We start from the raw sequence: 18,861 nt of genomic DNA, 5'->3' as shown, positions 1-18,861 counted from the left end.
GATAAATTATGGGTCAGAAAGTACATCCTAATGGTATTCGCCTAGGTATCTCCAGACCATGGAATGCAACCTGGTATGCGAATACAAATGAGTTCGCTGATAACCTGCACAGTGATTTTCAGGTACGTAAGTTCCTGACAAAAGAACTGCGCAATGCATCAGTCTCTCGTATCGTTATCGATCGTCCAGCTAAGAGCGTTCGTGTGACTATTCACACTGCACGTCCTGGCGTGGTCATCGGTAAGAAAGGCGAAGACGTAGAAAAGCTGCGTAAGCAAGTTTCTAAATTGACAGGTGCTCCTGCGCAAATCAACATCTCAGAAGTTCGTAAGCCTGAGTTGGATTCGCAGCTAGTAGCTGACAATATTGCTGGTCAGTTGGAACGTCGTGTCATGTTCCGTCGTGCTATGAAACGTGCTGTACAAAACGCCATTCGCTTGGGTGCTAAAGGCATCAAAGTTGAAGTGAGTGGTCGTTTAGGCGGCGCAGAAATTGCACGTACTGAGTGGTATCGTGAAGGCCGTGTACCGCTGCACACATTACGTGCAGACATCGACTACTCGACCTCAGAAGCGAACACCACTTACGGTATCATCGGTGTTAAGGTCTGGATTTTCCGTGGTGAAGTTCTTGGTGGACTTCCAACTGAAGAAAAGCCAGCTCCTAAGCGCGGCAAGAACCGTAAGTAAGGAGAGACGATATGTTACAACCTAAGCGTACAAAATTCCGTAAGGTTCACACAGGCCGCAACCGTGGTCTGGCGCAGTCTGGTAACAAAGTCAGCTTCGGTACTTTTGGTTTAAAAGCTACTGATCGTGGTCGTATGACCGCGCGTCAAATCGAAGCAGGCCGTCGTGCAATGACTCGTCACGTTAAGCGTCAAGGTAAAATCTGGATCCGCGTATTTCCTGATAAGCCTATTACCAAAAAGCCTTTAGAAGTTCGTATGGGTAAAGGTAAAGGTAACGTCGAATACTGGGTTGCTCAGATTCAACCAGGTCGCGTTCTGTATGAAATGGACGGTGTTCCTGAAGAGTTGGCACGTGAAGCGTTTCGCCTGGCGGCACGCAAACTGCCTTTCAAAACCACTTTTGTGACTCGGACGGTAATGTGATGAAAGCAAGTGAACTGAAAGATAAAACCGTTGAGCAGCTGCAGGAAGAATTGCTAGGCTTGCGTCGTGAGCAGTTCAATCTGCGCATGCAGGCGGCAACTGGTCAGCTGAATCAGACTCACATGATGAAACAAGTGCGTCGTGATATCGCACGTGTTAAAACCATCTTAAATGAGAAGGCAGGTGCGTAATGACTGATGAAAAACGTGTTCGTACTCTGCAAGGCAAAGTTGTCAGCGATAAGATGGATAAAACCATCACTGTAGCTGTTGAACGCCGTGTAAAGCACCCGGTATACGGGAAGTACATCACGCGTACAACTAAAGTACATGCGCATGACGAAGAAAACCAGTGTAAAGCTGGCGACACCGTGATTGTTCGCGAAAGTCGTCCGCTGTCTAAGAATAAATCTTGGACTCTGGAAGAAATCGTAGAGCGTGCTACTGTTGTCTAAACGCAGATAACGAAGTAAAAAATACAAAGGCCTCCCTTGCGGAGGCCTTTTTTTTGATCTAAACCTTAATAGGTTGAGTACAAATATCTGAAATTAAATAATTTATTTTTATTAAAGAATTAATAATAAAAGCGCATATCAGTGCGTAATACTCAGAGGGAGTCAACCTATGTCAAAGAGCTTATTTTTTGCAGCTACGGTACTTGCAGCAAGTCCGGTGGTTGCCGCTCCACAGGAAAGTAACTCTGTCGAACAAGAGATACAAGCGCTTAAAGAGCGGTTGGTTCAATTGGAAAAGCGTTTAGCAGAAAAAGAAGAAAGTGAGAAAGAAGAAGAAATTGTTGTTGTCAAAGAACAAGATATTGAAGAAGAAACAACAGCTGATAAAAGCGATGGCAAGCGCAGAGTTGTCTATGACTCAGGTGTTCACGCTCGCTTAGATGAATTGGAAAAAAGAACGGAAGAAAACGAAAATTGGCCAATAAAGGTTCATGGTGCGGTCCGTTTTCAGTATGAATACAATAATTACGATTCTGATAATGAAGACAGAATGGGTGATTTAGATTTCGATATTTTCCGGCTGAATTTTGATGGCGAAATGGGTGGAGTGATTTTATCTGCCGAATACCGTTGGTTCAATTATCAAGATGTCGTTAAACATGCCTGGTTTGGTTATGATTTTACTGACAAGCTTCAGGGCCAGGTTGGTGTCGTAAAAATACCTTTCGGTAACATGCCGTATAACTCCCACAGTTACTTTTTTAACTCTACCTTTTATGTCGGTTTAGAAGATGAGCACGATAATGGACTTCGATTTAAGTATCGGGGGGACGAATGGGATTTTGATTTAGCTTATCTTAAGTCTGATGAGCAAGGTGGTATCGATGGCTCAACCTCTGACAGAACCGCTCGCTATAATTACGATACAGTAGGTATTAGGCTGCCAGGACAGGGTGCCTATGATGAACCTGGATTACCTGTTGGAGAAAGTAATAGCTATGCATTCCGTACGGCTCGTAAGTTTAATTTCAGTGATGACGAAAACTTAGAGCTCGGTGTATCGGTTCAGGGGGGGAACTTATATTCAGGAACTGCAGGACAAGGCTTTACCGCAGCACAAGAATACGAAAACCAAAATGTCGGTAATCGTTTAGCATGGGCTGCTCACGGGGTTTATAATAACGGGCCATGGAATGTCCAGCTGCAGTATTCTGACTATGACTATGACTTGAAATTAGAAAACAGAGGCGTCTATATGGCTGCCTATGCTTATTACGACGCTATCCCAACCGAAGCTAAGCTTTATACCGCTAACGTGGCTTACACCTTACCTGTTGATATTGGTCCTATTACTAGCTTTACCTTTTATAATGACCACAGTTTAATGACGGATAAAATGGGTTATCAGGACGATACCTGGATGAATGTGTTGGGTGTCGCTGTAGCAGCCGGCGGGGGCTTTTACACTTACGTTGATTACGTAAAAGCGAAAAACCAACCCTTTATTGGAGGTAATACAGCGACAGACGGTGGGGAAGTCAATGACCGTTTCAATATTAACTTCGGGTATTATTTCTAAAAAGCCTTAAGCCTGTATAGAAAAAATTGAAGACATGGTTCCCTGTTAGGGTTCCATGTCTTTTTCTTTGGGCAGTATATGTTCGTAAGAATCACCTTCCTGACGGAAATCTCTTGTGCGATTGAACATTTTTAGTTCCGTATGCAGAGCTGCTTTTGCCATAATATGTGCGCTGATAGGAGCCGTCAAAAACAAGAAAATGGCGATTAAAAGCTCATTAAAATTTGGTGTTCCCTGAGCTGCCGTAATGATGATAGTGGCAATAACAATACCGCCAATACCAATTGTCGTGTTCTTTGTTGGAGCGTGAAGTCTGGTAAAAAAGTCAGGTAATATAGCCAGACCGAGTGAGCCAATAAAAGCAAAGCAAGCGCCTAAAAGAATAAAAAAAGCAGCTAACCATTGCGACCATTCGGGTAATTGATTTAGTGCGTCCATAATTGTCTACCTTTATTCTATTAAGTCGCCGCGCAGTAAAAACTTACCAGCGGCGATGGTGCCAACAAAGCCAAACATGGCAATAAGCAGGGCGGCTTCAAAGTAGGTTTGGGTGTTCTGATACATTCCCAGCAGAAGTAATAAAGCCAGGGAGTTAATATAAATGGTATCTAATGCCAATATCCGGTCCGGTAAATCAGGGCCTTTAACCAGCCGCCAGAAGTTTAGCAACACCGATAAACTGAATAGCAAGAAGGCAATTTGCAGTACTGTCGTTAACATTTAAAAATCTCCTTCAGGCGTCGCTCGTAACGATTTCTAATAGTGTTTATGACTTCTTCGGGGTTTTCCTCAGAGAATGCATGAATAAGAATCCCTTTACGTCCGCGAGTTATTTCGCAAGAAACAGTACCAGGCGTTAATGTGATTGTGCTGGCAAGAATAGTAACGGGTAGTTCCTCTTTCATATCCAGTGGAAAGACGAAAAGTGCCGGTTTTATCGAGCGAGGTTTTCCTATTATCATTCCTGCAATTTTAAAATTGGCGACGACAATGTCATTTAAAAGAATAAAGAAATAAACCAACGCTAAATCTGGGCGCTTAATGGTTGCGAATTTAGGCCATGCTGAGCGAAAAAGAAATGGAACAAACCACGCAAATATTGCGCCCAGCAATACGACTCCGGGAGCAATAGAGTTAAACAGTAGTATCCAGACAGCCAGTAAAAATACTGACAGCCAAGGTGTCGGGAAAAGTTTTTTCATGACGATTATTTCTCCCCTTCAGTTAGTACGCGTGATGGATACTGTTGTATATCATAAAGCTGCTCCGCGACATCAGTAGTGTAACTACGAATAGGATTAGCAAAAATTGTCATGGCCAGTGACAGCGCAAGCAGCATGATGACTGCAGCGCGTTTGCCTAAAGGAGCCGATTGCTCATTAGGTTTGCCTGATAGTGTGTGCCAAAGCATCTTACTTCCCGCCCTGGTTACAGAAACAAGCATAATTAGCGTAGCGCCTAATACAGCCCCCCACAGCCAAAAGTTTGTTCCATTCGGACTGGCCGACTCTAATATAAAGAGCTTTCCAACAAAGCCGGACAGCGGTGGTAATCCGATAATTGCAATTGCTGCGACCAGGAACATGACAGAATAAGTTGAGTGATTTGCCATTTTCTTACCAGAGACAATGCGAGAGGCTGTTTTACCACGCTCAAATGCAATGAGATCAGCCAATAAGAACAACGCACCAGTAATAAAGGTCGAGTGTATTAAATAAAACAGCATTGCGCCGGTGGTGGCTATGTCATTTAAGCTGTATGTCGCTATAAGCGTGCCTATAGAAATGACGACCAAATAGGCGACTAATAACCTCAGGTCGCGTGCTCCAAGAATACCAATGGCTCCGGCCAACATGGTAATAAGACCCATAACCCATAACCAGTCATGGGCAATAAAGGCCAGTTCGTTTGCTTCGGGACCAAAAATAAGGGTGTAAACCCGAACGATAGCGTAGACACCGACCTTCGTCATTATCGCAAACAACGCAGCTACCACTCCGGTGGTTGTAGAGTACGCCTGAGGCAACCAGAAATGCAGAGGTAAGATAGCTGCTTTTATTCCGAAAACGATTAATAGCATCATACCGCCGGCTTTCGCTAAAGCGGCCTGATCACCGGTTAACTGTTGAATTTGTGTGGCAAGGTCAGCCATATTCAGCGTACCAGTCACACCATACAACGTACCTATGCCTATTAAGAAAAGCGCAGAACCTAACAGGTTAAGCAGGACATAATGCAATGTGGTGCGTAAACGGAATTTTCCTCCTCCATGCATAAGTAATGCATACGAAGAAATTAAAAGCACCTCAAAAAATACGAATAAGTTGAAAATATCGCCCGTGGCAAAAGCCCCCATTATGCCCATAATCTGAAATTGGAATAGGGCCTGGAAATGGGAGCCGAGATTATCCTCAGCGTAGCAGCCATAAATCAGAACGGGCAGGGCTAATATCGCGGTTATCAGCATCATCAATGCACTGAGTTTGTCTACCATCAGGACAATGCCAAACGGCGCCGGCCAGTTTCCCAGAGCATAAACAATCATTTGGTCCTGGTTAACCTGAATGAGTAACGCGATGCTTAGTACGAGCGTCAATATACTTGCCAGAAGACCAATAGCTCTTCTTTTGGGTTGAGGTCTATCTCCCCAAGGCAGAAGTTGTAAGAGTGCTGCAAAAAGCGGCACTAAAATCGGAAGTATCGCCAAATGTTGTTGCCACATTAGCGGTTGCCCTCCGTGCTGTTATCCTGCTGATTAACTTCGTCCGTTCCAATTTCTCCACGGGCGCGTACGGCTAAGATGATCGAATAAGCTGTCATTGCAAAACCGATAACAATAGCGGTAAGAACCAGAGCTTGAGGCAACGGATCTGCATAAGTTTCCTGGGTACCATAAATTGGTGCCCCGTCTATTGTGAGTCGTCCGGTGGAAAAGAGAAATAAATTAACAGCGTAAGACAGCATAGTGATGCCCACGACCACAGGAAAAGAGCGGCCTCGTAAAATAAGGAAAACGCTGCATGCGGTCAAAACGCCAACGGTAACAGAGTATAAAGTTTCCATTAATGTCCCTCATGCGTTGGGCGATGACGCGTCGTCATCTTGCCAAAGTTACTTAAAATCATCATGGTTGCGCCGACAACAGTCAGGAAAACACCCAAGTCAAACAGTAAGGCTGTTGCAAATTCAAACTTACCAACCAACGGCCATTCTAAGTAGGTGAACCATGATGTCAGGAAGGGTTTATTAAACACCCAGCTACCAATACCCGTTAATGCCGCGGTCATTACACCAAATGACATAAGTGACTGGTAATTAACATTGAACCGTTCTTTTACCCAATCAACACCATTTGCGATGTATTGCAGGATCATGGCGGATGCGACAATAAGCCCGGCGATAAAGCCGCCACCGGGTAAGTTATGTCCTCTAAGGAAGATGTAGGCTGCAACGATCATCGCTATAGGCAGAATGATATTAGCTACCGTAGTTAACATCAGTGGGTGTTTGATACGATGCCAGGGGCGGCCATCGATATCGCTGGATGGCATAAAGGGCTTCAGTTTGTTTAAGAGTTTATGAATGCCGGCTGCTGCTATAGCCAGCACGGTAATTTCACCTAATGTATCGAAGCCACGGAAATCTACCAAAATAACATTAACCACGTTTGTTCCACCGCCACCGGATTTGGCATTGGCAAGGAAAAAGTCGGAAATGCTTTCAAACGGTGAGGTAAGAATGGCGAAGTTAAGTGTCGCGACAATACCACCAATAAAGCTGGCAATAATAATGTCTCTAAAAACGCGGTGTCCTGAGGAAGCCCGACTGGTTTTTTGTGGCATAAAGAATAGCGCCAGTATCATCAAAATAATGCTAACTACTTCCACGACTAACTGAGTCATTGCTAAATCGGGCGCCGAAAAATGCGCAAACGCCAGTGATACAACCAGGCCAACGACCGATAACATGCTTAGCATGACAAAACGGTTGCGGTGTAATGTTGCTGTTGCAAATGCCGCTCCAATAAGGACCAGAGCACCCACCATACTAACCATATCAACGGGCAGTTGCGGTTTGCCCCCGGTGACGACACTTAAATCACTTAATGACGGCAATAAGACAACAACGACACTGATAAGCACAAACGCAATGTAACGCTGCAGTGAGCCTGTATCTAGCCGCTCATAGAAGTTTGCTGCGGCGTCCGACACTTTTTGAATAATGTGCTCAAAGTTGTGTTTCGCGTCCTGTCCGTCAAACTGTCGGTTGAAAGTAAATAGCTGGTCTCGCGCAAGGTAAATAAGGATTCCGCCGACAACCGCTACAGCACTCATGAGTAAAGGTATATTGAATCCGTGCCATAAAGACAGTTTAACCTGAACAGGGGCGGCAGTAACTGCGGCTGCAGCCTGATCAAGTATGCCCGAAACCATCGTCATCGGAGCCAGCCCGATAGCGATACACAGTAAAGCCAGAACAACGACCGGAGCCGACATCATCCTTGGTGGGTCATGAGGCTTCTTTGGTAACTCTTTGTATTCACCGTTAAAGAAAACGTCATGGATAAAACGAATAGAGTAGGCTACGGAAAGCATCGCTCCAACTGTCGCCAGGATTGGAATAAACCAGGACAATCCGCCAAATAGGTGTTGTTGGAGTGCCTGATCAAGGAAGAGCTCTTTCGACATAAAGCCATTGAAAGGCGGAATGCCTGCCATAGAGGCAGCAACAATCATGGCCAGTGTTGCGGTAATTGGCATCAGGCTCATTAAGCCTTGTAATTTGCGCATGTCACGCGTGCCTGATTCATGGTCAATAATACCGGCGGTCATGAATAGACCGGCTTTAAAACAAGCGTGATTAATAATGTGGAATAAGGCGGCTATGACAGCACCCTGCGTGCCAATGCCGAGTAACATACAAATGAGACCGAGATGACTCACGGTAGAGAATGCCAGTAGTCCTTTTAAGTCATGTTTTAGCAGCGCAAAGTAAGCACCTACTAACATGGTGATTAAGCCGGTTAAAGTTACTAGGGTAAACCAGAGCTCAGTCTCAGCTAATACCGGGTGAAAACGTGCCAGTAAAAAGATACCTGCCTTTACCATGGTAGCTGAGTGTAAGTATGCACTGACCGGAGTTGGGGCCGCCATAGCGTGTGGCAGCCAGAACTGAAAAGGGAACTGCGCTGACTTAGTGAAGGCGCCAAGTAAAACCAATATTAAAGCGGGGACATAATAGGCATGAGCCTTTATTTGTTCTGCCGCCGCAAAAATATCATCTAACTGATAACTGCCGACGATATTGCCAATAATAAGCAAACCCGCCAATAAAGCGAGTCCGCCGGCTCCGGTCGTTGCCAGTGCCATTCGAGCACCGCGTCGGGCATCACTACTATGGAACCAGTAACCAATCAGTAGAAAGGAAGAAATACTGGTCAGTTCCCAAAACACCCACATTAATAAGATGTTGTCGGCCATAACGATGCCAAGCATCGATGACATGAATAATAATAAGCACGCATAAAAACGAGCTTCATCGTCTTCACGACTTAAATAGTAGTGGGCGTATGTAATAATGAGTACGCCAATTCCTAAGATAAGCCCGACAAAGAGCAGAGAGAGTCCATCGAGCCGAACAGCAAAGTCCAGACCGATGCCGGGAAGCCACTCAACCATTTGTTTGGGTACATCACCAGCTAACGTTGCAGGTGCGTATTGAAATAAAACAATTAAGCACAGAACAGGAACCAGTAATGTAACTCCGGTTTTTACCGGTCGTGAAGCACGTTTAACCAATAGTGGTAAGAGCGCACCAAAAAATGGGGCAAAAATAATGAATAACAGATTCATACCATCGAAGTCCCAAGTCAGCTTGTGCTCTTTATATAAGGTGGATGTCGTAGAGCAACTTAAAGTATTGAATTTACCATTGGTTTTGCCGCAATCCAACTAAACTAAACCGTTATAGTCGTTAGTTCACCGTACACCTACGAAAAATTCTGAGATTACCCTACCACTCCTAAATTTTATCTGTTACAATTCGCGGCCCTTTTTATAAGGGAAAAACCAAAGGCAGCACGACCCGAGAGGGTCTGTTTTTTTAACTAAGCGGGGCACTGAAATGATCCAAATGCAAACTACCCTGGACGTTGCCGATAACTCCGGCGCGCGCAGCGTACAATGTATTAAGGTTCTAGGTGGTTCGCACCGTCGCTACGCAAACATCGGCGATATCATCAAAGTTACTGTTAAGGAAGCAATTCCTCGCGGTAAGGTGAAGAAAGGCGATGTAGTGAATGCGGTGGTCGTTCGCACCAGAAAAGGCGTCCGTCGACAAGACGGGTCGGTCATCCGTTTTGACCGCAACGCGGCTGTGTTGTTGAATAACAACCAACAGCCCATTGGCACTCGTATTTTCGGGCCGGTAACTCGTGAACTGCGTTCAGAGCAGTTTATGAAGATTATCTCGCTGGCACCAGAAGTACTATAAGGAGTCAATTATGGCGGCAAAAATTAAACGTGATGACGAAGTAGTCGTCCTGGCAGGTAAGGACAAGGGCAAGCAAGGCAAAGTCCTGAAAGTTCTTACTGATAAAGATCGCGTGATCGTGGAAGGCGTCAACGTAGTCAAGAAACATCAGAAGCCAAATCCGGCTTTAGGTGAATCTGGCGGCATCGTTGAACAAGAAGCAGCCATCCACATTTCGAACGTAGCGATCCTTAACCCAGAGACAGGTAAAGCAGATCGTGTTGGATTTCGTATTGAAGATGGCAAGAAAGTTCGCTTCTTCAAATCGAACAACGCAATCATTTAATTCAAACTTGGAGTTTTACGATGGCGAAACTGCATGATTTTTATAGAGAATCGGTAGTTCCTGGACTGATGAAAGAGTTCAGCTACAACAGCGTCATGCAAGTCCCTCGGATTGAAAAAATCACCCTTAACATGGGTGTTGGTGAAGCTCTGGCTGACAAAAAAGTACTTGATAACGCAGTGGCGGACCTAGAGGCTATCTCTGGTCAAAAGCCAATTCGTACTGTGGCACGCAAGTCTGTCGCCGGTTTCAAAGTCCGTGAAGGCTTCCCGATTGGCTGTAAAGTAACTCTGCGCGGCGAGCGCATGTGGGACTTTTTGCAACGCTTAATTTCGATTGCAATCCCACGTATCCGTGACTTCCGTGGCCTGAACCCTAAATCGTTCGATGGTCGTGGTAATTACAGCATGGGTGTTCGTGAGCAGATCATCTTTCCGGAAGTCGACTATGACAAAGTCGACAAGGTACGTGGTCTGGATATCACCATTACCACTAATGCTGGCACAGATGACGAAGCTCGTGCTTTGCTAGCTGCCTTTAACTTCCCGTTCAGAAAGTAAGGTGTAGAGTTATGGCAAAACAGTCAATGAAAGCGCGTGACGTGAAGCGAGCTAAAATCGCTTCAAAATACGCAGAAAAACGCAACGCACTGAAAACGGTCATTAATGACCCTAAAGCATCAGACGAAGAGCGTTGGGAAGCCGTACTTAAGTTGCAACAGCTCCCACGTGATGCCAGTCCGACGCGTCAACGTAACCGTTGTCGTATAACTGGTCGTCCTCATGGTTTCCTTCGTAAATTCGGTATGAGCCGAATCAAGGTCCGTGAGATGGCGATGCGCGGTGAAATTCCTGGCTTGAAAAAAGCTAGCTGGTAAGCCACGAATCACGGGAGAAAGCAAATATGAGCATGCAAGATCCAATTGCGGATATGTTCACACGCATTCGCAACGCTCAAGGTGCTAACAAAGTAACGGTTAAAATGCCGTCTTCTAAGCAGAAAGTGGCGATTGCTCAAGTTCTGAAAGAAGAAGGTTTTATTACTGGTTACAGTGCCGAGAGTACTGTTAAACCTGAGCTTGAAGTCGAATTGAAATATTTCGAAGGCAAGCCAGTAATTGAAACAATCGAGCGCGTTAGTCGCCCCGGTCTGCGTATCTATAAGAAACGCAACGAGCTGCCTAACGTAATGGGTGGCCTTGGCATCGCAGTAGTTTCGACGTCTAAAGGCCTGATGACTGATCGTGCCGCTCGCCAAGCTGGTCTTGGTGGCGAAATTATCGGTTACGTAGCGTAATTAGGAGGTAGGAAATGTCACGTGTTGCTAAAGCACCCATTGAAATTCCTGCTGGCGTTGAAGTTACGCTAAATGGCCAGGAAGTCACGATTAAAGGTGCCCAGGGCTCACTGAGTCGTGTTGTAAACGATGCAGTTGAACTAGTGAAAGAAGACAGTGAGTTACGTACTAACGCCCGTGAAGGTGTTGCTAACTCAACTGCTCAAGCTGGTACGGCTCGTGCATTGTTGCAAAACATGGTGGTCGGAGTCACTAAAGGATTCGAACGTAAGTTACAGTTGATGGGTGTTGGTTACCGTGCGCAAGCACAAGGTAAAAAACTGAACCTGACGCTAGGCTTTTCGCATCCTGTGGAGTTCGAAATTCCAGAAGGAATTACAATCGATACTCCGACTCAGACTGAAGTCGTCGTTAAAGGTGCAGATAAGCAGTTAGTTGGTCAAGTTGCCGCTAACATTCGCGCATACCGTAAGCCAGAGCCTTATAAAGGCAAAGGCGTTCGTTATGCTGACGAGCAAGTGCGCCGTAAAGAAGCCAAGAAAAAGTAGGGTAATACGATGGACAATAAAGCAGCTCGCTTACGTCGTGCTACTCGCGCACGTAAACAAATTAAAGAGTTGGGTGCAAATCGCCTGGTCGTTCACCGTACACCACGGCATATTTACGCACAGTTGATCGCACCTAACGGTTCTGAAGTGCTGGCAGCCGCATCGACTGCAGAGAAAAGTGTTCGCGAAGGGCTTAAATCTACAGGTAATGTAGATGCAGCCAAAGTCGTGGGCAAAACTATCGCTGAACGAGCGATTGAAAAAGGCGTTAAAAGCGTTTCTTTCGATCGTAGTGGTTTTAAATACCACGGTCGCGTAGCCGCATTAGCGGACGCAGCTCGTGAAGCCGGACTTCAGTTCTAGGAGACGAACATGGCAAATGTAGAAGCTCAAACCGGTGAACTGATAGAAAAGTTGATCACAGTTAATCGTGTAGCAAAGGTTGTTAAAGGTGGTCGTATCTTTAGCTTCACTGCACTGACTGTGGTTGGCGACGGTAAAGGTAAAGTCGGTTTTGGTTATGGTAAAGCGCGTGAAGTACCCGCTGCTATTCAAAAAGCAATGGAAAAAGCACGTCGCAATATGGTTACCGTTCAGCTGAAAGGCGACACTTTACAGCACCCTGTAAAAGGGCGTCATTCAGGTTCACAGGTATACATGCAACCTGCTTCAGAAGGTACGGGTATCATCGCTGGTGGTGCAATGCGTGCGGTTCTGGAAGTTTCAGGTGTACATAACGTGCTGTCAAAAGCATACGGTTCAACCAACCCAATCAACGTTGTTCGCGCGACTATCAAAGCGTTGAACGGCATGAAATCGCCGGAGCAAGTTGCGGCGAAGCGTGGATTGCGCGTTGACGAAATACTGGGGTAGTGAACAATGGCGAATAAGACAATCAAAGTAACACAGACGCGTAGCTCTATCGGCCGTTTGCCGAAGCATAAAGCTACACTACGTGGCTTGGGTCTCCGCCGCATTGGTCACACAGTAGAGTTGGAAGACACTGCTGCAGTCCGCGGTATGGTGAACCGAGTTAATTACATGGTTAAGGTGGAGGGATAAGCGATGGAACTTAATACTCTTGCTCCCGCACCTGGTGCAAAAAGCAGCAAAAAGCGCGTTGGACGCGGTATTGGTTCAGGTCTTGGAAAGACTGGTGGACGTGGCCACAAAGGGCAGAAATCTCGCTCTGGTGGTACTGTTAAGCCAGGTTTCGAAGGCGGACAAATGCCAATTCAACGTCGTCTGCCAAAATTTGGTTTTACTTCTCGCAAAGCAATGGTTACTGCGGAAGTAAACTTGGCAGAGATCGCGAAGGTTGACGGTGATACCGTTGAACTGGCGACTTTGAAAGCAGCAGGTCTCGTTCGTAAGAACGTACTACACGCTAAAGTCATCAAATCTGGTGAGTTAAGTCGTGCTGTGACTGTAAAAGGTCTGAAAGTCACCAAAGGCGCTCGCGAAGCTATTGAAGCTGCTGGCGGCAAAATCGAAGGATAGAGCAAATGGCTAAACCAGGATTGGAATCAAATCGAGCGCAAGGTGGCTTGTCGGAACTTAAGCGTCGCCTGTTGTTTGTGTTAGGAGCGATTATCGTTTTCCGAGCGGGCTCCTTTGTGCCTATTCCTGGTATTGATGCCGCTGTATTAGCTCAGCTATTCGAGCAGCAGAAAGATACCATCGTTGCTATGTTTAACATGTTCAGCGGTGGTGCCTTGGAGCGCGCTTCAGTATTTGCATTAGGTATTATGCCGTATATTTCGGCTTCGATTATTATGCAGTTGGCAAGTGTGGTTCATCCACGCCTGGCCGAGCTTAAGAAAGAAGGTGAATCTGGTCGTCGTAAGATAAACCAGTATACGCGGTGGGGTACTTTAATACTGGCTACGTTCCAGTCGATTGGTATAGCTACTGGCTTACCAAACTTAATGCCAGGACTCGTAATAGACCCTGGTTTCGGCTTCTATTTCACTGCTATTGTGAGCTTAGTCACAGGGACAATGTTCCTTATGTGGCTAGGTGAACAAATTACTGAGCGTGGTATAGGCAACGGTATCTCTATCCTGATCTTTGTGGGTATTGTTGCAGGATTACCTTCCGCTATCGGCCAAACTGCCGAACAAGCGCGTCAAGGTGACTTGCACTTGTTATTGTTATTGTTAATTGGTGTTGTGGTTATTGCAGTAACCTACTTCGTTGTTTTTGTTGAACGTGGTCAACGTCGTATCGTCGTTAACTACGCCAAGCGTCAACAGGGTCGTAAGGTATTCGCTGCACAAAGCACTCACTTGCCATTGAAAGTGAATATGGCAGGTGTTATTCCACCAATTTTCGCGTCGAGTATTATTTTATTTCCGGGTACCATTGCCACTTGGTTTGGCTCTGGTGAAGGTGCGGTTGCAGACTTTTTGCAGCAAGTATCAATGACATTGTCTCCCGGTCAGCCGTTATATGTGTTATTGTACGCGGCTGCGATAATCTTCTTCTGTTTCTTCTATACAGCGTTGGTATTTAACCCTCGCGAAACAGCGGATAACTTGAAGAAGTCAGGTGCGTTTATCCCGGGTATACGCCCAGGTGAGCAAACCTCGAGATATATCGATAAAGTAATGACGCGCTTGACATTAGCAGGCGCACTGTACATTACCTTTGTCTGTTTGGTTCCGGAGTTCATGATGATTGCATGGAATGTGCAATTCTACTTCGGCGGTACATCATTATTGATTATCGTTGTTGTTATCATGGACTTTATGGCACAGGTTCAGACTCATATGATGTCGCATCAATATGACTCTGTCCTGAAAAAAGCCAATCTAAAAGGCTACGGCCGGTAAGATTGGGTAGAACGGAGAGTAGCAATGAAAGTTCGTGCTTCCGTGAAGAAAATCTGTCGTAACTGCAAGATCATCAAGCGTAACGGTGTAGTTCGCGTTATTTGCACTGATGCTAAGCATAAGCAACGACAAGGTTGATTCGAAGGAAAGGCTAGCGGCTTAACAGCCGCGGCCTTTGAAGTATTTGCAATTCGGCAATCGGTTGAGTATCCTAACGGGCTTTTCAACTGAAGCCTACAAATTAAAGGAGACGTGTTAGTGGCCCGTATCGCTGGCATTAACGTTCCTGACAATAAGCATGCAGTCATTGCCTTGACTGCAATCTACGGTGTTGGCCGTACTCGTTCACAGCAGATTCTTGCTGCAACGGGTATTGCTGAAGACACTAAGATTGGTTCATTGTCAGAAGACAAACTGGACGCGCTTCGTGACGCAGTATCAAAGTTCGCAGTAGAAGGCGATCTGCGTCGTGAAGTATCTATGAACATTAAACGTTTGATGGACCTCGGGTGTTTCCGTGGACTTCGTCATCGTCGTAGCTTACCTCTACGTGGGCAGCGCACTAAAACAAATGCGCGCACTCGTAAAGGTCCGCGCAAACCAATTAAGAAATAGGGGGATTGAGTAATGGCTAAAACACCGACTCGCTCTCGAAAGCGCGTTAAAAAGCAGGTCGCCGATGGCATGGCTCACGTACATGCATCTTTCAACAACACCATTATTACCATTACTGATCGCCAGGGTAACGCATTAGCGTGGGCTACCGCAGGTGGATCGGGCTTCCGTGGTTCACGGAAATCAACGCCGTTCGCAGCACAGGTTGCAGCAGAACGAGCAGGTGAAATGGCGAAGGAATACGGACTGAAAAACCTGGAAGTATTTGTGAATGGTCCAGGCCCAGGTCGTGAATCATCGATTCGTGCCCTGAACGCCGTTGGTTACAAAATCACAAATATTACCGATGTGACACCGATTCCTCACAACGGTTGTCGTCCGCCTAAGAAACGTCGCGTTTAAGGCGTGAATCGATAGTTGGAGAAAGATCATGGCAAGATATTTGGGTCCTAAGCTCAAGCTGAGCCGTCGCGAAGGAACAGATTTGTTCCTGAAAAGCGGCGTTCGCGCAATCGATTCTAAATGTAAGATCGAGACTGCACCAGGACAACACGGCGCGCGTCGCGGCCGTTTGTCAGACTACGGTGTTCAGTTGCGTGAGAAACAGAAAGTTCGTCGTATGTACGGCGTTCTGGAAAAGCAATTTCGTAACTACTACAAAGAAGCTGCACGACTGAAAGGCAATACCGGTGAGAACCTGTTGCAGTTGCTGGAACAGCGCTTGGATAACGTAGTGTATCGCATGGGTTTTGCGTCAACACGCGCAGAAGCTCGTCAGCTGGTCAGTCACAAAGCAGTTGTTGTGAATGGTCAGGTAGTGAACATTCCATCGTTCAAGGTTCGTCCTGAAGATGTCGTTTCTGTTCGCGAAAAAGCGAAAAAGCAGGCACGTATCGGAGCAGCACTGGAGCTTGCAGAACAACGCGAGAAGCCAGTCTGGATAGAAGTAGACAACAGCAAATTGGAAGGTGAATTTAAACGTCTTCCAGAACGTAGCGACTTGTCTGCTGAAATTAACGAACAGTTGATCGTAGAGCTTTACTCTAAGTAAAGCTTAAGCATAGAGAGAGGACACAATGCAGGGTTCTGTTACCGAATTCCTAAAGCCGAGGTTAGTCGACATCGAGCAAATCAGCCCGACTCATGCCAAGGTGACACTGGAGCCTCTGGAACGCGGCTTTGGTTATACACTGGGTAATGCGTTACGTCGCATTTTACTGTCGTCAATGCCAGGCTGTGCAGTGACTGAGGTTGAAATCGATGGCGTGCTGCACGAATACAGCAGCAAAGAGGGCGTTCAGGAAGATGTCATTGAAGTTTTGTTAAACCTGAAAGGGCTGGCTGTCAGCATTGAAGGTAAAGATGAAGCGACTCTGACTTTGAATAAATCCGGAGCAGGTCCTGTAACAGCAGGCGATTTCACTCACGATGGTGATGTTGAGATCGTTAATCCTGAGCACGTTATCTGTCATTTGACAGGCGACTATGAACTCGTTATGCGAGTTAAAGTTGAACGTGGTCGCGGTTACGTGCCTGCGGCATCACGTCAGTCCGCTGATGATGATGAACGTCCAATCGGTCGTCTACTTGTCGACGCGTCGTTCAGCCCGGTTGAGCGCATTGCATATTCTGTAGATGCGGCACGTGTTGAGCAGCGCACCGACTTAGATAAGCTGGTTATCGAAATGGAAACCAATGGTACATTGGATCCAGAAGAAGCAATCCGCCGTGCAGCAACAATTTTAGCTGAGCAGCTGGATGCCTTCGTTGAACTTCGTGATATCAGCGAACCGGAAGAGAAAGAAGAGAAACCGGAGTTTGATCCGATTCTTCTTCGTCCGGTAGACGACTTGGAATTGACTGTTCGATCTGCGAACTGCTTAAAAGCAGAAGCGATTCAGTACATTGGTGACTTAGTACAACGGACTGAGGTCGAGTTGTTAAAAACTCCGAACTTAGGTAAAAAGTCGTTGACTGAAATCAAAGACGTGTTGGCTTCACGTGGTTTGTCTCTTGGCATGCGCCTTGAGAACTGGCCACCAGCTAGCTTAATTGATAACGACTAAGGTCACCTTAGTAATAGATTTACTGAGAAGGGTATAGGTATGCGCCATCGTAAGAGTGGTCGTCAACTAAATCGAAACAGCAGCCATCGTCAGGCAATGTTCCGCAACATGGCAAGCTCTTTGGTGCGTCATGAGATCATCAAGACGACTTTGCCAAAAGCAAAAGAGTTACGTCGCGTTGTTGAGCCGTTGATCACAATGGCAAAACAAGACAGCGTAGCAAATCGTCGTCTGGCGTTCGCACGCACACGTGACAAAGAAGTTGTTGGCAAGCTGTTTAATGAGTTAGGTCCGCGTTATGAAGAACGCCCAGGTGGTTACACTCGTATTATGAAGTGTGGCTTCCGTACAGGTGATAACGCACCAATGGCTTACATTGAATTAGTTGGTCGCCCAGAAGTAGAAGAAGTTGAAGAAGTAGCGGAAGAAGTTACTGAGTAAACTGATTCAGAAAGTTAAAAAGCCGACTGTACGCAGTCGGCTTTTTTGTTTTTGGAATTGCGATTCTTTTTTAGTTTAGCTTTTCGTCAAAGATTTTCGCTAACGTCTCCTTTTCTAAATACCCTTCATTAACCAGCCACTCAAGTTCTTTACGGCTTACTCCCGACTGCTTTGCTTCTAAAGTAAGCAATCTCCACTCTTCCTTATTCAAACTGTAGTTCTGCTTTTCTTTATCAGTGCCGACAAAGAAGTCCTTTAACACAGAGACTAGTGCCGTAGCTGTGTCTGGCAGTGCTTTAATAGATTCGGTTATTGAAGAGAGTATAGAGTCCGGTGCTTCCTTTGCCGCAGTTCGCAAAACGGATTCGGTGAAGTCAGGGTGTGATGCCACTGCTTTTCGTATAATTATATCTGCTTGATCAGGTTCTCGTTTGAGAGCAATACTAATGATGTCGTCGATATAAGCCGGTTCGGTTTGAATGGCCGATTCGACGATAGCGTCACACAAGTCAGGGTAGCGTTGAATAGCTATGTCGACCACGCTGTAGGTAACAGCGGGTTCCGCCTGCATCGCAGCAACGACAATAGCTTTAACTCGATTTTCCCTCGCATCAAATGCTGCATCAACAATATAGCTGGCGTGCTCAGGGTAATGGTTAATTAAAATGCGGACTGTACGCATAATCGAGAAATTTTTGTTTAGGTGGTTATCAATGATATTTCGGTAGGTACTTTTTAAATCGGACTCTGAACTTGTTGTGTTGCTATCAAGAGTGATAGCACTGCTCGTTCGTATTGCGCTCGGATTTAGAGTTGCCACAAGTAAACAGGTAAACGTAATTAATTTCCAGCGCATATAATCGAAGCCCCTAAATTGAGTCCATTTATTATTTGAGACTTTAATATAACAACAGTTCAAATAAATCACAAAAAAACAACAAAATAGATTTAAAATCGCTCAATAATAAGGGGTTTTAAAGTCGTCAGTTTGTTTTTTAGTCAGTTGATGTTTGAGATCAAAAAAAGATCTTGAAAGGCTCAGAGAGATCACTATAATTCGCCGCCGTTGTCATGAGTTATCCGGAAGGGAATCAGGC

The 18,861-nt window shown here is 45.8% G+C and carries 29 protein-coding genes; 22 read left to right on the top strand and 7 right to left on the bottom strand.

The features are described 5' to 3' along the window. The first annotated feature begins 8 nt into the window (after positions 1 to 8). The 5 genes from rpsC to ACP7FG_RS09655 all read left to right on the top strand — a co-directional run bounded on the left by rpsC (position 9) and on the right by ACP7FG_RS09655 (position 3,147). Complete coding sequence (gene rpsC / locus ACP7FG_RS09675) at positions 9 to 689, top strand: 30S ribosomal protein S3 (RefSeq protein ID WP_054489113.1); 681 nt, start codon at positions 9 to 11, stop codon at positions 687 to 689. 11 nt (positions 690 to 700) lie between these two features. Beyond that, positions 701 to 1,114 carry a 50S ribosomal protein L16 gene (rplP, locus tag ACP7FG_RS09670; RefSeq protein WP_011235146.1) on the top strand — a complete coding sequence of 138 codons (414 nt, stop codon included), beginning with the start codon at positions 701 to 703 and terminating at the stop codon, positions 1,112 to 1,114. Further along, positions 1,114 to 1,305 (top strand): 50S ribosomal protein L29, encoded by a 192-nt coding sequence (gene rpmC, locus ACP7FG_RS09665; RefSeq protein WP_011235145.1) that lies wholly within the window; start codon positions 1,114 to 1,116, stop codon positions 1,303 to 1,305. Before rplP ends, rpmC begins: the two co-directional genes overlap by 1 nt. Then, entirely contained in the window at positions 1,305 to 1,568 is a 264-nt protein-coding gene (gene rpsQ, locus ACP7FG_RS09660) for a 30S ribosomal protein S17 (protein ID WP_054489112.1), read from the top strand. The genes rpmC and rpsQ overlap by 1 nt, the downstream gene beginning before the upstream one ends. Positions 1,569 to 1,737: 169 nt before the next feature. After that, entirely contained in the window at positions 1,738 to 3,147 is a 1,410-nt protein-coding gene (locus ACP7FG_RS09655) for a carbohydrate porin (RefSeq protein WP_439226246.1), read from the top strand. Between the two features lie 45 nt (positions 3,148 to 3,192). Here the strand turns inward: ACP7FG_RS09655 and ACP7FG_RS09650 are convergent, their stop codons facing one another. From ACP7FG_RS09650 to ACP7FG_RS09625, 6 genes are read right to left on the bottom strand one after another with little or no spacing between them, the layout of a single operon-like run. Then, positions 3,193 to 3,585 carry a Na+/H+ antiporter subunit G gene (locus ACP7FG_RS09650; RefSeq protein WP_054489109.1) on the bottom strand — a complete coding sequence of 131 codons (393 nt, stop codon included), beginning with the start codon at positions 3,583 to 3,585 and terminating at the stop codon, positions 3,193 to 3,195. Between the two features lie 12 nt (positions 3,586 to 3,597). After that, positions 3,598 to 3,867, bottom strand: coding sequence for a K+/H+ antiporter subunit F (locus ACP7FG_RS09645; RefSeq protein ID WP_054489107.1), 270 nt, complete (start codon positions 3,865 to 3,867; stop codon positions 3,598 to 3,600). Beyond that, a complete protein-coding gene (locus ACP7FG_RS09640; RefSeq protein ID WP_224798154.1) occupies positions 3,861 to 4,349 on the bottom strand; it encodes a Na+/H+ antiporter subunit E in 489 nt (162 codons plus the stop codon). The genes ACP7FG_RS09645 and ACP7FG_RS09640 overlap by 7 nt, the downstream gene beginning before the upstream one ends. A 5-nt stretch (positions 4,350 to 4,354) precedes the next feature. After that, positions 4,355 to 5,869 (bottom strand): monovalent cation/H+ antiporter subunit D, encoded by a 1,515-nt coding sequence (locus ACP7FG_RS09635; RefSeq protein WP_439226245.1) that lies wholly within the window; start codon positions 5,867 to 5,869, stop codon positions 4,355 to 4,357. Further along, positions 5,869 to 6,210 carry a Na+/H+ antiporter subunit C gene (locus tag ACP7FG_RS09630; protein WP_054489101.1) on the bottom strand — a complete coding sequence of 114 codons (342 nt, stop codon included), beginning with the start codon at positions 6,208 to 6,210 and terminating at the stop codon, positions 5,869 to 5,871. Before ACP7FG_RS09630 ends, ACP7FG_RS09635 begins: the two co-directional genes overlap by 1 nt. Continuing rightward, entirely contained in the window at positions 6,210 to 8,999 is a 2,790-nt protein-coding gene (locus ACP7FG_RS09625) for a monovalent cation/H+ antiporter subunit A (RefSeq protein ID WP_439226244.1), read from the bottom strand. Before ACP7FG_RS09625 ends, ACP7FG_RS09630 begins: the two co-directional genes overlap by 1 nt. Positions 9,000 to 9,270: 271 nt before the next feature. Here ACP7FG_RS09625 and rplN point away from each other — a divergent pair, with 271 nt between their 5' ends. The 17 genes from rplN (at position 9,271) to rplQ (ending at position 17,764) form a co-directional block, all read left to right on the top strand. Continuing rightward, entirely contained in the window at positions 9,271 to 9,639 is a 369-nt protein-coding gene (gene rplN / locus ACP7FG_RS09620) for a 50S ribosomal protein L14 (protein ID WP_006956444.1), read from the top strand. Positions 9,640 to 9,649: 10 nt separating this feature from the next. Continuing rightward, a complete protein-coding gene (gene rplX, locus ACP7FG_RS09615; protein WP_034822544.1) occupies positions 9,650 to 9,964 on the top strand; it encodes a 50S ribosomal protein L24 in 315 nt (104 codons plus the stop codon). A 20-nt stretch (positions 9,965 to 9,984) separates the two neighbouring features. Next, on the top strand, positions 9,985 to 10,524 hold the full coding sequence (gene rplE / locus ACP7FG_RS09610) for a 50S ribosomal protein L5 (RefSeq protein WP_054489097.1): 540 nt from the start codon (positions 9,985 to 9,987) through the stop codon (positions 10,522 to 10,524). An 11-nt stretch (positions 10,525 to 10,535) separates the two neighbouring features. Continuing rightward, entirely contained in the window at positions 10,536 to 10,841 is a 306-nt protein-coding gene (rpsN, locus tag ACP7FG_RS09605) for a 30S ribosomal protein S14 (RefSeq protein WP_011235134.1), read from the top strand. Between the two features lie 26 nt (positions 10,842 to 10,867). Then, positions 10,868 to 11,260, top strand: a complete 393-nt coding sequence (rpsH, locus tag ACP7FG_RS09600) for a 30S ribosomal protein S8 (protein ID WP_011235133.1) — start codon at positions 10,868 to 10,870, stop codon at positions 11,258 to 11,260. Between the two features lie 14 nt (positions 11,261 to 11,274). Then, positions 11,275 to 11,808 carry a 50S ribosomal protein L6 gene (gene rplF, locus ACP7FG_RS09595; protein WP_054489095.1) on the top strand — a complete coding sequence of 178 codons (534 nt, stop codon included), beginning with the start codon at positions 11,275 to 11,277 and terminating at the stop codon, positions 11,806 to 11,808. Positions 11,809 to 11,817: 9 nt separating this feature from the next. Next, the gene (gene rplR / locus ACP7FG_RS09590) at positions 11,818 to 12,171 is read left to right on the top strand and encodes a 50S ribosomal protein L18 (protein WP_054489093.1); all 354 of its coding nucleotides are present in this window, start codon (positions 11,818 to 11,820) and stop codon (positions 12,169 to 12,171) included. Between the two features lie 9 nt (positions 12,172 to 12,180). After that, positions 12,181 to 12,681, top strand: coding sequence for a 30S ribosomal protein S5 (gene rpsE / locus ACP7FG_RS09585; RefSeq protein WP_011235130.1), 501 nt, complete (start codon positions 12,181 to 12,183; stop codon positions 12,679 to 12,681). Positions 12,682 to 12,687: 6 nt separating this feature from the next. Beyond that, positions 12,688 to 12,870: a 50S ribosomal protein L30 gene (gene rpmD / locus ACP7FG_RS09580; protein ID WP_054489091.1), complete on the top strand. Its 183-nt coding sequence runs from the start codon at positions 12,688 to 12,690 to the stop codon at positions 12,868 to 12,870. A 3-nt stretch (positions 12,871 to 12,873) separates the two neighbouring features. After that, on the top strand, positions 12,874 to 13,308 hold the full coding sequence (gene rplO, locus ACP7FG_RS09575; RefSeq protein WP_054489089.1) for a 50S ribosomal protein L15: 435 nt from the start codon (positions 12,874 to 12,876) through the stop codon (positions 13,306 to 13,308). Positions 13,309 to 13,313: 5 nt separating this feature from the next. Next, entirely contained in the window at positions 13,314 to 14,642 is a 1,329-nt protein-coding gene (gene secY / locus ACP7FG_RS09570; protein ID WP_054489087.1) for a preprotein translocase subunit SecY, read from the top strand. A 24-nt stretch (positions 14,643 to 14,666) separates the two neighbouring features. Then, on the top strand, positions 14,667 to 14,780 hold the full coding sequence (gene rpmJ, locus ACP7FG_RS09565) for a 50S ribosomal protein L36 (RefSeq protein ID WP_006956433.1): 114 nt from the start codon (positions 14,667 to 14,669) through the stop codon (positions 14,778 to 14,780). Between the two features lie 120 nt (positions 14,781 to 14,900). Beyond that, entirely contained in the window at positions 14,901 to 15,257 is a 357-nt protein-coding gene (gene rpsM / locus ACP7FG_RS09560; RefSeq protein WP_011235126.1) for a 30S ribosomal protein S13, read from the top strand. Positions 15,258 to 15,269: 12 nt separating this feature from the next. Next, entirely contained in the window at positions 15,270 to 15,659 is a 390-nt protein-coding gene (gene rpsK, locus ACP7FG_RS09555; protein WP_011235125.1) for a 30S ribosomal protein S11, read from the top strand. Between the two features lie 28 nt (positions 15,660 to 15,687). Further along, positions 15,688 to 16,308, top strand: coding sequence for a 30S ribosomal protein S4 (gene rpsD, locus ACP7FG_RS09550; protein WP_054489085.1), 621 nt, complete (start codon positions 15,688 to 15,690; stop codon positions 16,306 to 16,308). A gap of 25 nt (positions 16,309 to 16,333) precedes the next feature. Beyond that, the gene (locus ACP7FG_RS09545; protein ID WP_054489083.1) at positions 16,334 to 17,323 is read left to right on the top strand and encodes a DNA-directed RNA polymerase subunit alpha; all 990 of its coding nucleotides are present in this window, start codon (positions 16,334 to 16,336) and stop codon (positions 17,321 to 17,323) included. A 39-nt stretch (positions 17,324 to 17,362) separates the two neighbouring features. After that, a complete protein-coding gene (rplQ, locus tag ACP7FG_RS09540) occupies positions 17,363 to 17,764 on the top strand; it encodes a 50S ribosomal protein L17 (protein ID WP_034822551.1) in 402 nt (133 codons plus the stop codon). A gap of 70 nt (positions 17,765 to 17,834) precedes the next feature. On the opposite strand, the gene ACP7FG_RS09535 is transcribed toward rplQ, so the two are convergent. Continuing rightward, complete coding sequence (locus tag ACP7FG_RS09535; protein ID WP_439226243.1) at positions 17,835 to 18,620, bottom strand: hypothetical protein; 786 nt, start codon at positions 18,618 to 18,620, stop codon at positions 17,835 to 17,837. Positions 18,621 to 18,861 lie beyond the last annotated feature (241 nt).

It is taken from the genome of Idiomarina sp. ST10R2A5, from assembly GCF_051842325.1.
Taxonomy (GTDB): Bacteria; Pseudomonadota; Gammaproteobacteria; order Enterobacterales; family Alteromonadaceae; genus Idiomarina; species Idiomarina abyssalis.
This window is presented reverse-complemented; position numbering and strand designations above follow the sequence as displayed.

Coding starts and splice junctions, on each gene's coding strand:
- rpsH (WP_011235133.1), top strand. CDS start 10,868: ATGAGCATGCAAGATCCAATTGCGGATATGTTCACACGCATTCGCAAC.
- ACP7FG_RS09545 (WP_054489083.1), top strand. CDS start 16,334: ATGCAGGGTTCTGTTACCGAATTCCTAAAGCCGAGGTTAGTCGACATC.
- rplE (WP_054489097.1), top strand. CDS start 9,985: ATGGCGAAACTGCATGATTTTTATAGAGAATCGGTAGTTCCTGGACTG.
- rplP (WP_011235146.1), top strand. CDS start 701: ATGTTACAACCTAAGCGTACAAAATTCCGTAAGGTTCACACAGGCCGC.
- ACP7FG_RS09535 (WP_439226243.1), bottom strand. CDS start 18,620: ATGCGCTGGAAATTAATTACGTTTACCTGTTTACTTGTGGCAACTCTA.
- ACP7FG_RS09635 (WP_439226245.1), bottom strand. CDS start 5,869: ATGTGGCAACAACATTTGGCGATACTTCCGATTTTAGTGCCGCTTTTT.
- rpmD (WP_054489091.1), top strand. CDS start 12,688: ATGGCGAATAAGACAATCAAAGTAACACAGACGCGTAGCTCTATCGGC.
- rpsC (WP_054489113.1), top strand. CDS start 9: ATGGGTCAGAAAGTACATCCTAATGGTATTCGCCTAGGTATCTCCAGA.
- rplF (WP_054489095.1), top strand. CDS start 11,275: ATGTCACGTGTTGCTAAAGCACCCATTGAAATTCCTGCTGGCGTTGAA.
- rplR (WP_054489093.1), top strand. CDS start 11,818: ATGGACAATAAAGCAGCTCGCTTACGTCGTGCTACTCGCGCACGTAAA.
- secY (WP_054489087.1), top strand. CDS start 13,314: ATGGCTAAACCAGGATTGGAATCAAATCGAGCGCAAGGTGGCTTGTCG.
- rplX (WP_034822544.1), top strand. CDS start 9,650: ATGGCGGCAAAAATTAAACGTGATGACGAAGTAGTCGTCCTGGCAGGT.
- rpsN (WP_011235134.1), top strand. CDS start 10,536: ATGGCAAAACAGTCAATGAAAGCGCGTGACGTGAAGCGAGCTAAAATC.
- ACP7FG_RS09650 (WP_054489109.1), bottom strand. CDS start 3,585: ATGGACGCACTAAATCAATTACCCGAATGGTCGCAATGGTTAGCTGCT.
- ACP7FG_RS09630 (WP_054489101.1), bottom strand. CDS start 6,210: ATGGAAACTTTATACTCTGTTACCGTTGGCGTTTTGACCGCATGCAGC.
- rpmJ (WP_006956433.1), top strand. CDS start 14,667: ATGAAAGTTCGTGCTTCCGTGAAGAAAATCTGTCGTAACTGCAAGATC.
- ACP7FG_RS09640 (WP_224798154.1), bottom strand. CDS start 4,349: ATGAAAAAACTTTTCCCGACACCTTGGCTGTCAGTATTTTTACTGGCT.
- rplQ (WP_034822551.1), top strand. CDS start 17,363: ATGCGCCATCGTAAGAGTGGTCGTCAACTAAATCGAAACAGCAGCCAT.
- ACP7FG_RS09655 (WP_439226246.1), top strand. CDS start 1,738: ATGTCAAAGAGCTTATTTTTTGCAGCTACGGTACTTGCAGCAAGTCCG.
- ACP7FG_RS09625 (WP_439226244.1), bottom strand. CDS start 8,999: ATGAATCTGTTATTCATTATTTTTGCCCCATTTTTTGGTGCGCTCTTA.
- rpsE (WP_011235130.1), top strand. CDS start 12,181: ATGGCAAATGTAGAAGCTCAAACCGGTGAACTGATAGAAAAGTTGATC.
- rpsQ (WP_054489112.1), top strand. CDS start 1,305: ATGACTGATGAAAAACGTGTTCGTACTCTGCAAGGCAAAGTTGTCAGC.
- rpsK (WP_011235125.1), top strand. CDS start 15,270: ATGGCTAAAACACCGACTCGCTCTCGAAAGCGCGTTAAAAAGCAGGTC.
- rplO (WP_054489089.1), top strand. CDS start 12,874: ATGGAACTTAATACTCTTGCTCCCGCACCTGGTGCAAAAAGCAGCAAA.
- rpsD (WP_054489085.1), top strand. CDS start 15,688: ATGGCAAGATATTTGGGTCCTAAGCTCAAGCTGAGCCGTCGCGAAGGA.
- rpmC (WP_011235145.1), top strand. CDS start 1,114: ATGAAAGCAAGTGAACTGAAAGATAAAACCGTTGAGCAGCTGCAGGAA.
- rplN (WP_006956444.1), top strand. CDS start 9,271: ATGATCCAAATGCAAACTACCCTGGACGTTGCCGATAACTCCGGCGCG.
- ACP7FG_RS09645 (WP_054489107.1), bottom strand. CDS start 3,867: ATGTTAACGACAGTACTGCAAATTGCCTTCTTGCTATTCAGTTTATCG.